10 protein-coding genes are annotated in these 12,477 nt (G+C 44.3%); 9 read left to right on the top strand and 1 reads right to left on the bottom strand.

The features are described from left to right. Nucleotides 1-106: 106 nt before the first annotated feature. Nucleotides 107-1,942: a YgiQ family radical SAM protein gene (locus BN8899_RS17080; RefSeq protein ID WP_065220290.1), complete on the bottom strand. Its 1,836-nt coding sequence runs from the start codon at nt 1,940-1,942 to the stop codon at nt 107-109. Between the two features lie 91 nt (nt 1,943-2,033). Between BN8899_RS17080 and rimO the strand changes: the two genes are divergently transcribed. The 9 genes from rimO (at nt 2,034) to BN8899_RS17035 (ending at nt 12,477) form a co-directional block, all read left to right on the top strand. Continuing rightward, nucleotides 2,034-3,320, top strand: coding sequence for a 30S ribosomal protein S12 methylthiotransferase RimO (gene rimO, locus BN8899_RS17075; RefSeq protein WP_018336323.1), 1,287 nt, complete (start codon nt 2,034-2,036; stop codon nt 3,318-3,320). Between the two features lie 132 nt (nt 3,321-3,452). Next, nucleotides 3,453-5,636 (top strand): sodium-translocating pyrophosphatase, encoded by a 2,184-nt coding sequence (locus tag BN8899_RS17070; protein ID WP_065220289.1) that lies wholly within the window; start codon nt 3,453-3,455, stop codon nt 5,634-5,636. A gap of 163 nt (nt 5,637-5,799) precedes the next feature. Beyond that, nucleotides 5,800-6,399 (top strand): nitroreductase family protein, encoded by a 600-nt coding sequence (locus BN8899_RS17065; protein WP_065220288.1) that lies wholly within the window; start codon nt 5,800-5,802, stop codon nt 6,397-6,399. 121 nt (nt 6,400-6,520) lie between these two features. Beyond that, the gene (locus BN8899_RS17060; protein ID WP_065220287.1) at nt 6,521-8,902 is read left to right on the top strand and encodes a TonB-dependent receptor; all 2,382 of its coding nucleotides are present in this window, start codon (nt 6,521-6,523) and stop codon (nt 8,900-8,902) included. Nucleotides 8,903-8,937: 35 nt separating this feature from the next. Next, nucleotides 8,938-10,017 carry a sensor histidine kinase gene (locus tag BN8899_RS17055; RefSeq protein ID WP_082987109.1) on the top strand — a complete coding sequence of 360 codons (1,080 nt, stop codon included), beginning with the start codon at nt 8,938-8,940 and terminating at the stop codon, nt 10,015-10,017. Continuing rightward, nucleotides 10,014-11,060: a sensor histidine kinase gene (locus tag BN8899_RS17050; RefSeq protein ID WP_065220286.1), complete on the top strand. Its 1,047-nt coding sequence runs from the start codon at nt 10,014-10,016 to the stop codon at nt 11,058-11,060. Before BN8899_RS17055 ends, BN8899_RS17050 begins: the two co-directional genes overlap by 4 nt. Next, a complete protein-coding gene (locus tag BN8899_RS17045) occupies nt 11,057-11,764 on the top strand; it encodes a LytR/AlgR family response regulator transcription factor (protein ID WP_018336329.1) in 708 nt (235 codons plus the stop codon). Before BN8899_RS17050 ends, BN8899_RS17045 begins: the two co-directional genes overlap by 4 nt. A gap of 75 nt (nt 11,765-11,839) precedes the next feature. After that, nucleotides 11,840-12,163, top strand: coding sequence for an ArsR/SmtB family transcription factor (locus BN8899_RS17040; protein ID WP_065220793.1), 324 nt, complete (start codon nt 11,840-11,842; stop codon nt 12,161-12,163). 74 nt (nt 12,164-12,237) lie between these two features. Continuing rightward, entirely contained in the window at nt 12,238-12,477 is a 240-nt protein-coding gene (locus tag BN8899_RS17035) for a thioredoxin family protein (RefSeq protein ID WP_018336331.1), read from the top strand.

The following is a 12,477-nucleotide window of genomic DNA, read 5'->3' as shown; positions in this document are numbered from 1 at the left end:
CATGAGGTGAATATGAAAAATAACATTATCCAGATACAATAGCGCATATTCGTTTATCTATATTATATGATTCAAAGTTAATGATTAATCGTGAAATAATAAATATTTATCTATTTTTATTTGAATATAACCGTTTTACGAGATCATTTCTTTTCAGTTTCGTTAGAATACCGATAATTTCATTCTTGAACTCCCGTTTATACCAGAAAAAGAAGATGTTTTGGCGTTTCTTTTCAGTTTCCGTCTTGGCAGATTGTATTTTGCGCAGGGAATAGGGGTGAAGCCCGGAATAGTACATATCCGTGGCTAAGGTCATGGGGGTCGGGGTGAAATCTTGTACCTGTTCCAGGCGGAAATCCAATTCCTTCGTGTCGATCGCAAGTTCTGCCATGTCCGAGAGGCTGCATCCCGGATGGGAAGATATAAAATAAGGTATGATTTGTTGTTTCAAGTGTTCCTTCTGGTTGATGGCGTTGAAGCGGGCAGTTAATTCCCGGAAAAGCTTGAACGAGGGTTTGCGCATCAAATGTAACACGTTGTCAGAACTGTGTTCTGGGGCTACTTTGAAGCGACCGGAAACATGATGTTTGATGACTGCTTCTAGATATTCCCGGTTTGCCGTGTCTATTTTCCGATCGCCCGTGCGGTGCATGATGAGATCATAACGGATGCCTGATCCCACGAAACAATGTTTCACGGCCGGGACTTTACGCACTTTCGAGTATAAGGCTAAAAGCCGCGAATGGTCGGTGTTCAGGTTTTTACACACGGCCGGGTGTAGACAAGAGGGACGTTTACATTGCTCGCAGATTCCCGAATCCTTCCCCCGCATGGAATACATATTTGCCGATGGTCCGCCTAGATCGGATATAGTTCCCTTGAAATCCGGCATCTCACACACGTGTTCCACTTCCCGCATGATGGATTGCTCGGAACGGGAAGCAATGAATTTCCCTTGATGGGCTGAAATCGTGCAGAAAGCACATCCCCCGAAACATCCGCGGTGTAGCGTGATCGAATGCCGAATCATGTTGTATGCCGGAATTTCTTTATCCTTGTATTTCGGGTGAGGCAGCCGTGTGAACGGGAGATCATAAACGGTGTCTATTTCTTCCGTGGTCATGGGTGCGTAAGGAGGATTCACGATGATTAGTTTGTCTGCAACGGGTTGTATCAGCTTGGCGGCATGGATACTGTTCGATTCTTCCTCGATGTACCGGAAGTTGGTGGCGTATTTCTTTTTATCCGTCAAGCACTCCTCGTGAGAGGCTAACGTGATGGTTTGCCATTTTTTGTTCGTGGCATATTTTTCTTTCTTCCCCCGTAACACGCAGGTTTGGGGAATATTCGTGAGGCTTTGAAACGGAATGCCTTTCTGCAACATTTGGCAGATTTCGGTAATCGGTTTTTCCCCCATGCCGTACACGAGCATATCCGCCCGGCTCTCGAAAAGGATGGAGGGTTTGAGCGTGTCTTTCCAGTAATCGTAATGCGTGAAACGGCGTAACGATGCTTCTATTCCCCCGATAATAACGGGTGTATCCGGAAATAACTCTTTTAATACGCGTGTATAAACGATCGTCGGCATATCGGGACGTGCCCCATTACGATTGCCGGGTGTGTAAGCATCGTCGGAACGGCGGCGTTTGGCTGCCGTGTAGTGGTTGACCATGGAATCCATGCATCCCGGGCTGATACCAAAGAATAAATTCGGTTTACCTAACTTCTTGAAATCCCTTAAATCGTCCTGCCAGTTAGGTTGTGGCACGATAGCTACTTTCAGTCCTAATGATTCCAGCAATCGCCCGATAACAGCCGCCCCGAACGATGGATGATCCACGTAAGCATCCCCGGAAAAGAGAATGACATCGATACTGTTCCATCCCCGCAGTTCCACTTCTTTCTTGGTGGTCGGCAACCATTGTTGTATATTGTAGTTCATAAAGTTTTGCTAAATTCTTCGGCAAAGATACGGAAAGTCTTCGGATTTCCGTTCGGATACGTTACCTTTGCGTCCAAATTTAGAATCTAGCATGAAGAAAGTGAATATTATAAGCCTGGGGTGTTCCAAGAATTTGGTGGATACGGAATTACTGATGAAGCAACTGGAAAAAGTGGGGTACAGTGTTGAAGTGGATGTTGAAAATTCAAAGGCTAAAGTTGTTGTAATCAATACTTGTGGTTTTATCGGGGACGCCAAGGAGGAATCTGTCAACACGATACTGGAGCAGGTGGAATTGAAGAAGGAAGGGAAAGTAGACAAGATATTTGTTATGGGATGCTTGTCGCAACGGTATGAACCGGAATTACAAAAAGAGATCCCGGAAGTGGATGCTTATTTCGGGAAATTCGATTGGAAAGGCATTTTGACGGAACTCGGGAAAGAATATGACGACAAACTACGGAATGAACGTCATTTGACAACCCCGCCACATTATGCTTATTTGAAAATATCGGAGGGATGTAATCGTAAATGCTCTTATTGTGCCATCCCGATCATGACAGGAGAGTACAAGTCCCGTCCTTTTGAAGAGATTGTTGACGAGGCGGAACGCCTTGCGAAACAGGGTGTAAAGGAATTATTGGTGCTGGCTCAGGACATCACGTATTACGGGATTGATAAATACGGGAAAAATCGGCTTGCGGAATTAATAGACCGGATTGCCGATATAAAGGGAATCGAGTGGATCAAATTGCATTATGCTTATCCGGCTGGTTTCCCGATGGAGATTTTACCCGTGATGCGGGAGCGTAAGAATGTTTGCAAGTATCTGGATATTGCCCTGCAACATTGTAGCGATCATATGCTGAAACAGATGCGAAGAGGGGTGACGAAACAACAAACCATAGACCTCATTCGTAAAATCCGGGAAGAAGTACCGGGCATTGCCTTACGGACGACGTTAATGGTAGGACACCCGGGAGAAACAGAAGAGGATTACCGGGAATTGATTGATTTCGTGGAAACCATGAAATTTGAACGTTTGGGGGTATTTCCGTATTCGCACGAGGACGATACTTATTGTGACAAACATTATCAGGATGATGTCCCCGAAGAGGTTAAAAACAAACGTGCCGAAGAGTTAATGGATCGGCAATTGGAAATAGCCTCTCGATTGAATCAAAATTGGATCGGGAAGAAGCTTACCGTTTTGATTGATAGACAGGAAGGAGAGTATTTTGTCGGGCGTACGCAATATGATTCACCCGAAGTGGATCAGGAAGTATTTGTTACTTCCATTGATCCATTACAAATCGGGGACTTTTACGAGGTAGAAATCACGGGGGCGGAACCGTTTGAACTATACGCCGAGATCTAAAAATTTTGTAAAAAAAACGGAAACCGAAGAATAATTTTTCGGTTTTTATTTGTACTTTTACTCATCAAGGTTCATTGAAATTTTGATGAGTATTTTTTGTATGATTTATACTAACTACAAAATATAAATACCATGTTGAATAATCTATTTTGGATAGTACCTGCGTGTGCTATTATCGCCCTCCTGTTCGCGAGGATTTTCTTTAAGGGGATGATGAAAGAGTCGGAAGGAACCGATACGATGAAACGAATTGCCGGACACGTCCGCAAAGGGGCTATGGCTTACCTGCGGCAACAATACCGGATCGTGGGTATCGTGTTCTTGGTATTGTGTCTGATTTTTGCCTGGATGGCTTACGGTCCAGGCTTGCAAAATCATTGGGTATGGTGTGCATTCCTGACGGGTGGTTTCTTTTCCGGTCTTGCCGGTTATATCGGGATGAAGACAGCCACTTACGCTTCGGCAAGAACGGCGAATGCGGCTCGCAGAAGTTTGAATGACGGGTTGAAGGTTGCCTTCCGTTCAGGTGCGGTAATGGGCTTGGTAGTAGTAGGATTGGCGCTATTGGATATTTCATTATGGTGGTTGTTGCTCGATTATTTTGTAGAGGAAGCTACTTCAACAGAGAAAGCCATTGTTATCACGACTACAATGTTGACTTTTGGGATGGGGGCTTCTACGCAGGCATTGTTCGCCAGAGTGGGTGGAGGTATCTTCACGAAGGCGGCTGACGTGGGTGCTGACCTAGTGGGAAAAGTGGAAGCCGGAATACCGGAGGACGACCCTCGTAATCCTGCCACGATTGCTGATAACGTGGGTGATAACGTGGGTGATGTTGCCGGAATGGGGGCAGACCTCTACGAATCATATTGCGGTTCTATCCTAGCCACGGCTGCCTTGGGTGCTGCCGCTTTCCGTCTCGAAGCTGATATGCAATTTAATGCCATTCTTGCCCCGATGTTGATAGCCGCTTTCGGTGTTATCTTGTCGTTGCTGGGTATATTTTTGGTGAAAACAAAAGAGGGGGCTTCTCAACAACAGTTATTGAGGGCTCTTGACCGGGGTATAAATGTCAGTTCTATTCTGATCGTGGGTGCCAGTTTTCTAGTGATTTACCTTTTAGGAATGAGTTATTGGATTTGTGGTTCCGTGATTGTAGGGTTGATAACAGGTATTATTATCGGTAAAGGCACCGAATATTACACTTCACACGCTTATAAACCCACGCAAGATATAGCCAAGAGTTCGGAATCTGGACCTGCAACTGTGATTATCAAAGGTATCGGGACGGGGATGATTTCGACAGCTATTCCGGTATTCACGATCGTGGTGGGCATTGTACTTTCGTTCCTGTTTGCGGCTCAATTTGATTTCGCCAATATGCCCATGGGGTTGTACGGTGTAGGTATTGCGGCAGTGGGTATGCTTTCTACGCTGGGGATTACCTTGGCAACGGATGCTTACGGACCGATTGCCGATAATGCCGGGGGCAATGCGGAAATGAGTCACTTGGGAGAAGAGGTGCGCCACCGTACAGATGCTTTGGACGCTTTAGGTAACACGACCGCCGCAACAGGTAAAGGATTTGCTATCGGTTCGGCTGCATTAACGGGATTGGCATTGATTGCATCTTATATCGAGGAAATCAAAATCGGTTTGTTGCGTATGGGAGAGGAAGTACTTACGATTGGGGAAAACACGGTAAGAACTGCCGATGCAACTTTACAGGATTTTATGATTCATTATGATGTTACTTTAATGAATCCGAACGTGCTGGCTGGAATTTTCATCGGTTCCATGATGGCGTTCGTGTTCTGTGGTCTGACGATGAATGCCGTGGGACGTGCCGCCCAAAAGATGGTGAACGAGGTACGTCGCCAGTTCCGGGAAATTAAAGGAATCATGACCGGAGAGGCTGAACCGGATTACGCTAAATGCGTGGAGATTTCCACGAAAGGGGCACAGCACGAGATGATTTTTCCGTCGTTACTGGCAATCATTGTTCCCGTGGCAATGGGACTTATCTTTGGTGTTGCGGGAGTGATCGGTTTATTGGCTGGTGGTTTGGGTTCCGGGTTCGTGCTTGCTATTTTTATGGCTAATGCAGGAGGCGCATGGGATAACGCCAAGAAATATATTGAGGAAGGTAATCTGGGCGGAAAAGGCTCTGATAATCACAAGGCTACTGTGATTGGAGATACCGTGGGCGATCCTTTCAAGGATACTTCCGGACCGAGTTTGAATATTTTGATAAAATTGATGAGTATGGTTGCTATTGTTATGGCGGGAGTGACTTGTGCTTACAGCCTTCTCTAAGTTTCGACTTCTTGTTTAAGTCGTTGATTTTTGCCCAAGTATACGTGATGAATATACTTGGGCAATTTTTATATTGTTTACTTTGAATGAAAGATTAATCATGAAAGGCTTAACTTTTTTGTGAAAAAATCGTATATTGTGAAAAACAATATAAAAGAGAGTTATGAGTACATTGAAAGAAGCATTAGCACATAGAAGAAGTTATTACGCTATTACAAATAAGTCGTTAATCACAGATAACGAGATTGAAGATATAGTAAAGTTTGCCGTGAAGAATGTCCCTTCCGCATTTAATTCCCAGTCCACGAGAGTTGTTTTGCTTTTGGGTGAGCAACACTTGAAATTATGGAATATCGTGAAAGATACGCTTCGTAAGATTGTTCCCGAAGGAGCATTCAAGGCAACCGAACAGAAAATCGATACGTCATTTGCAGCCGGATACGGCACGGTACTCTTTTTTGAAGACCGGAAAATTGTGGAAGGATTGCAAAAAGCCTTCCCGACATACCATGAGAAATTCCCCGTTTGGTCACAACACACGTCTGCCATGCACCAATTAGCTATTTGGACTATGTTGGAGGATGCCGGATTCGGGGTATCGTTACAGCATTACAACCCGTTGATTGACGAAGCCGTTATCGCAGAATGGGGGTTACCCGAAAATTGGGAGTTGATCGCACAAATGCCTTTTGGTGTTCCGTCGCAAGAACCCGGGGCAAAAGAGTTTAAACCGTTGGAGGAAAGGGTGCGTATTTTTAAATAACAAAATATATAATCTATACAAATCTCCCGGTTTGGTATCCGAATCGGGAGGTTTGGTATATTCTTCCGAAAGTGCCTTTGTCTTGTCTTTATTTTTGGTGCAGAATTAATAAAAGCCGATTATGAGAAAGACAAAAGTTATTACACGAGTTACAAAATTTACAATACTCTTTTTATTTTTAATTGCACCAGCAGTCCTTTTCGGGCAGGGTAACGGGAAAGTATTGACCCAGACCGTGCGAGGAATGATTGTAGATGCAGCTTCGGGGTATCCGATCGCTTACGCATCGGTAGCACTCTTGGGAAAGCCGGGAATGGGGGCGATCACGGATAGTTTGGGACACTTTATAATTAAAAATGTACCTGTCGGGCGGCATGATATACAAGCATCATTCGTGGGGTATGAATCGAGCGTGTTCAAGGAAGTGCTGGTGACTTCTTCCAAAGGAGTATTCCTGAATATACTCATGAAAGAAGCTATTCAGGAATTGAGCGAAGTGACGGTACTTCCCCGGTTAAATAAGGAGCAACCATTGAATAAGATGGCGACCACGGGGGCTCGGATGCTTAGCGTGGAAGAGGCAAGCCGTTACGCGGGAGGGATGGACGATCCGGCACGGCTGGTGAGCTCTTTCGCGGGAGTATCGCCCGGAATGTCGACGAACGGGATTTCGATTCACGGGAATGCGCCTCATTTATTGCAGTGGAGATTGGAGGACGTGGAAATCCCGAATCCCAATCACTTTGCCGACTTGTCGATTCTGGGGGGAGGTATCCTTTCCGGTTTGAGCAGCCTGGTATTAGGTAACTCGGATTTCTTCTCGGGGGCTTTCCCTGCCGAATTCAGTAATGCCGTGTCGGGAGTCTTCGATATGAAATTACGGAACGGGAATAACCAGAACATGGAGAACACGATACAGGTCGCTCTGCTCGGTTTGGATTTTGCCTCCGAGGGTCCCTTGACCAAACGGCATAATTCCTCTTATATATTCAATTACCGTTATTCCACGACAGGAATACTGGAGAACGCCGGTATCGTGGATTTCGGGGGAATATTGGATTACCAGGACTTGAACTTTAAGTTCAATCTGCCGACACGGAAAGCGGGTACTTTCTCCGTGTGGGGCACCGGGCTCGTGGACAAATCCGAAAATGAATTCGAGAAAGACACGGAAGAATGGGAATATCTCGGCGATCAAATGGAAAGTAGCACGAAACAATACATGGCGGCAGGAGGGATCACGCATGGTTATTTCTTTAATGATAACACGCAACTGAAGACGACCGTTGCCGCCACCTATTTCAGGCACGAAGGATTTGTCGATTTCTATGATTTCGATCTGGAAAAGTATCCGAACCTCGATCTGAACCGGAATAACACGAATCTGATTTTTTCAACCGTACTGAACCGGAAATTCAGTGCCCGATTTACCAGCAAGACCGGATTTTCCTTCACGAAGATGTATTATGACATGGAAATGAACTTGTCGCCGCACGTGATGCAACCTTTGGAATTGATATCCAAGGGGGACGGGAACACGAGTCTGATTGCGGGTTACACGAGTTCGTCTATCGGGTTGAGCGACCGGATGACCTTGAACGTGGGACTTAATGCGCAAGTGCTTGCCTTGAATAATCATTGGACGCTGGAACCTCGTGCGGGGGTAAAATGGCAGGCAACTCCCAAAACTTCATTTGCCTTGGCTTACGGTATGCACAGCCGGATGGAGAAAATGGATGTTTATTTCGTGCGTACCCAAAGCACGAGAACGGGGTCCGTGAACAAGAATCTAGATTTCTCGAAGGCGCACCACGTGATGCTTTCATACGGTTGCAGGTTATCTGATAATCTGAATTTAAAGGTAGAGCCTTATTTTCAATATTTATACAACATTCCGGTGATTGCCGATAGTTCCTATTCCGTGTTGAACCGGGTGGACTTCTACGTGGAGGATGCGTTGGTAAACAAGGGAAAAGGACGCAATTTAGGGGTAGACGTCACGCTGGAAAGATACTTGAATGATGGAGTTTATTACATGGTGTCCGGTTCGCTTTTCAGTTCCAAATACCGAGGGGGTGATGGGAAATGGCGGGACACGAAGTACAATCGCCTGTTCATTGTCAATTGCCTGGGAGGCAAGGAATGGATGGTAGGGCAGAACAAGCAGAATATCCTCGGTATCAACTTGAAAATGACCATACAAGGAGGCGACCGTTATAGCCCGATAAACTGGGCATCCACGCTTGCCGACTCGGATAAGGTGGTACAATACGATGAAACGAAGGCTTTCTCCAAGCAATTCTCACCCATGTTCATGGTCAACTACACGATCAGTTACAAGATAAACAAGAAAAAGGTGTCCCACGAGTTTGCTTTAAAAGGGCTGAATGCGACCGGTTGTAAGGAATTTTACGGGCATGACTATAACTTTAAAACGGGAGAGATCAAGCCGTTGAGAGAAGCTACTTCTTTGCCTAACCTGAGTTATAAATTGGAATTTTAGGAATTTGTAAAAAATAAGATCGTACATTTGTACCTATGAAAGTGAAGAAATATCGAGCCATGAATATAAACACGAGGGGACAGAAGTTGCTGCATTATCTATTGATAAGCCCGAAAGCCCGAGTGTGGCGGCATACTCTTCTGATCATGGCTCTCGCTTCAGTTTCCTTTAATCAAATATACGTTATTTTCCAACACGGGATTCCCGTGTTGGGTGGTAAATTATACTTGATAGCTTTGTCGGTATTTGTCACGTACCTGGTAGTTGCCTATTATAATATTTACGTGTTGATACCCAAATACCTGATTCAAAAGAAATATATGTTGTATGGTATCGGGATTTCCGTTTCGGTGATTTGGCTTTTGTGGGTTCAAAACACAATCGAAGATATTACCCGTTCGTTGCTCGGTGAAACGGGAATAGATTATTTCAGTTCGGTTACTTGGGTAAACAATATTTCTTCTTTTTGCACGATTTCGCTCTGTCTGGCAGGAGGGGCGATCACCGTGTTGTTGAAACATTGGATGCAGGAAAACCAACACGTGAGCCAGCTGGAGAAAATGCACATCCAATCGGAAGTCGAGCAGTTGAAAGAACAAGTGAATCCCCAGTTATTATTCAATATTTTGGATAAGACGGGGAGGCTGGCGGAGGAGAAGCCCGACGAGTCTTCTCGTATGTTATTCAAATTGAGTCAACTATTGAGATACCAGCTATACGATTGCAGCCGCAACACGGTATTGCTCGATGCCGAGATCCATTTCTTGGCGAATTATTTGTCGCTCGAACAAATGTATTCCAGACAATTCGAGTATGAAATATCATCGGAGGGTGCGGTCAAACGGTTGTTTATTCCCCCTTTGTTGTTTATCCCTTTCGTCCAATGGTGCGTGATGCAAGTGTACAAACAGGACAAGCGGAACTCTATTCATTTGGTATTCAATGCAGACCGGGAGCAAGTGCAATTCTCGTGTAATCATGACAATGAAGCGACTCCCGGGGAAGGCGATTTTTCAAGAATAAGACAACGCCTGTCTTTCCTGTACAAGACGAATTATTCTTTATCCTTCACGGAACATTCCATTCAACTGACTTTAAAACAAGCCGAATCATGATAAACAAGATAGATAAAAATATCCCCGATTTCTTGTTATCTCCCAGATACCGGGTGTATCGGCATTTGTTGTTACAACTGACGATCATGTGTATCTCGTCAAGTGTCTTTGCCGATCTGTCGGGAGAAATTTGCGCCACCCGAGAACGTTTTTACTGTTTTATCGGTTTTTATTTCATACTTAATTTAGACGTGTATTGTAATATTTACCTTCTGGCACCTCGCTATCTGATGAAAGACCGCATTTTCAGTTACATACTATCCGTGGTCGGCTTGATCTTGTTGTCAGTCGTTTTCATTTCCATTTTGCAGAGCTATTTTTATCACTTCAATGAGATGTATCCCGAAGAAGAACCGTATATCGTGTTGAACATCTTTTCTTCGATGATCTCGATCGGGTTGCTTACGTTCGGGTCATCCACTTTGCTGCTAATAAAATATTGGATCGGTTATAACCAAAGGGTGGATGAATTGGCTTCCTCTACTTTACAGTCGGAGTTGAAATTCTTGAAGAAGCAAATTAATCCTCATTTCCTATTCAATATGTTGAACAACGCCAACGTGCTGATCCGTAAAAACCCGAAAGAGGCTTCCCGGGTACTATTCCGCTTGAAAGATTTATTACGCTACCAGATAAACGACAGTGCGAAAGAGAAAGTATTGCTAAATTCAGAGATTCAATTCTTGAACGATTACTTGAATCTGGAGAAGATACGGCGGGATAAATTCGAGTTTTTTATTTTCAAGGAAGGAAAGACAGATCAAGTTTGGTTACCGCCCCTTCTGTTTATCCCTTTCGTGGAAAATGCCGTGAAGCACAACTTGGACGCAGAAAATAAGTCCTTCGTTTATCTTTCTTTCGAGGTGGAAGACAATAACCTGCAAAATTCCAAGCCAGCCATAGCTCCGGAATGCGATGGAGTGGGAGGGTTAGGACTGAAAAACATAAGTCGCCGTTTAGAACTACTATTCCCGGGTGACTATTCACTAAAGATCCAGGAAGACGAAAAAACGTACACCGTTAATTTACACTTGACATTATGAATTGTATTATAGTAGACGATGAACCGTTAGCACGGGAAGCCATAGAATTATTGATAGAAGGAACCCCTCAATTAAAACAAGTGGGGACGTTTAGCAACGCTTTGGCTGCCTCCCGGTTCATGGAGGTGAACCCGGTCGCCCTAGTCTTCCTGGATATACAAATGCCGGGAATCACGGGAATCGAATTTGCCCGAACCATTCCCCGAAGGACTTTAGTTATTTTCACGACGGCTTACACGGAGTACGCTCTGGATAGTTACGAGGTGGACGCTATCGATTATCTCGTGAAACCCGTGGAATCCGAACGTTTTCAGAAAGCTGTCGATAAAGCTATGATATACCATGCACTTTTGTTGCAGGAGGAAAAGGAAAATATCGAAATTATCGAAAATGACTTTTTCTTCGTGAAGTCGGATCGCCGTTACTTTAAGGTGAATTTCAAGGGTATACTTTTCATCGAAGGACTGAAAGATTATGTGATTATCCAGTTGGAAGACCAGCGTATCATTACCCGGATGAATCTGAAAACAACTTACGAACTTCTGCCTAAAAAAGATTTCCTGCGGGTGAACAAGTCGTATATCGTGAATACCAATCATATTGATTCCTTTGACAATAACGACATCTTTATCCGCAATTACGAGATTGCGATAGGGAACACATACCGGGATTCCTTTTTCGATACCTTCATGAAAAGGGGGTAAGTGTATATTCCACGCTTTTATTTGGAATTTCCATATATTGTTCGTAAGTTTGCGAACAACAAACAATATAAAAGAATGGAAGATAAGAAGTACACGAACGAGCAAACACAGATTGCCCGCTTTGCCAAAGCGATGGGGCATCCGGCAAGAATGGCGATACTCGATTTTTTGGCAAGTCAGGAGAATTGTTATTTTGGAGATATTCACGAGGAACTGCCTATCGCGAAAGCGACAGTTTCCCAGCATCTGAAGGAGTTGAAAGAGGCGGGTTTAATACAGGGAGAGATTGAAACACCCAAGGTGAAGTATTGTATCAATCGGGAAAACTGGGCGTTAGCAAGCAAATTATTCACGAATTTCTTTTGTGAATGCAAGACAAAAAAGACGTGCTGCGGATAACTGCACTCTTTTTTTAAATACAATGTTCGTAATTCGACGAAATACGTTTATGCTAATTCAATAACAAGATGAAAATGGAAATTAAAGTATTAGGAACAGGGTGTCCGAACTGCACCACGCTGTACAAGACGGTAGAGAAAGCAATCTCGGAATTGGCGCTGGAAGCAACACTGGCGAAAGAGCAAGACATTTTGAAGATCATGGAATACAAGGTCATGGGACTTCCGGCTTTAGTCGTGAACGGGAAAGTAGTTTCCGTGGGGAAAGTACTGAATCTAAGTGAAGTAAAACAAGTATTAACCCAACAAGAGTAG

The organism is Butyricimonas sp. Marseille-P2440, assembly GCF_900091675.1.
In the GTDB taxonomy this organism is placed as follows: Bacteria; Bacteroidota; Bacteroidia; order Bacteroidales; family Marinifilaceae; genus Butyricimonas; species Butyricimonas synergistica.
This window is presented reverse-complemented; position numbering and strand designations above follow the sequence as displayed.

What these genes read in the sequence shown, in the direction of transcription:
- BN8899_RS17080 (WP_065220290.1), bottom strand. Translation starts at nt 1,942, where the DNA reads ATGAACTACAATATACAACAATGGTTGCCGACCACCAAGAAAGAAGTG.
- rimO (WP_018336323.1), top strand. Translation starts at nt 2,034, where the DNA reads ATGAAGAAAGTGAATATTATAAGCCTGGGGTGTTCCAAGAATTTGGTG.
- BN8899_RS17070 (WP_065220289.1), top strand. Translation starts at nt 3,453, where the DNA reads ATGTTGAATAATCTATTTTGGATAGTACCTGCGTGTGCTATTATCGCC.
- BN8899_RS17065 (WP_065220288.1), top strand. Translation starts at nt 5,800, where the DNA reads ATGAGTACATTGAAAGAAGCATTAGCACATAGAAGAAGTTATTACGCT.
- BN8899_RS17060 (WP_065220287.1), top strand. Translation starts at nt 6,521, where the DNA reads ATGAGAAAGACAAAAGTTATTACACGAGTTACAAAATTTACAATACTC.
- BN8899_RS17055 (WP_082987109.1), top strand. Translation starts at nt 8,938, where the DNA reads ATGAAAGTGAAGAAATATCGAGCCATGAATATAAACACGAGGGGACAG.
- BN8899_RS17050 (WP_065220286.1), top strand. Translation starts at nt 10,014, where the DNA reads ATGATAAACAAGATAGATAAAAATATCCCCGATTTCTTGTTATCTCCC.
- BN8899_RS17045 (WP_018336329.1), top strand. Translation starts at nt 11,057, where the DNA reads ATGAATTGTATTATAGTAGACGATGAACCGTTAGCACGGGAAGCCATA.
- BN8899_RS17040 (WP_065220793.1), top strand. Translation starts at nt 11,840, where the DNA reads ATGGAAGATAAGAAGTACACGAACGAGCAAACACAGATTGCCCGCTTT.
- BN8899_RS17035 (WP_018336331.1), top strand. Translation starts at nt 12,238, where the DNA reads ATGGAAATTAAAGTATTAGGAACAGGGTGTCCGAACTGCACCACGCTG.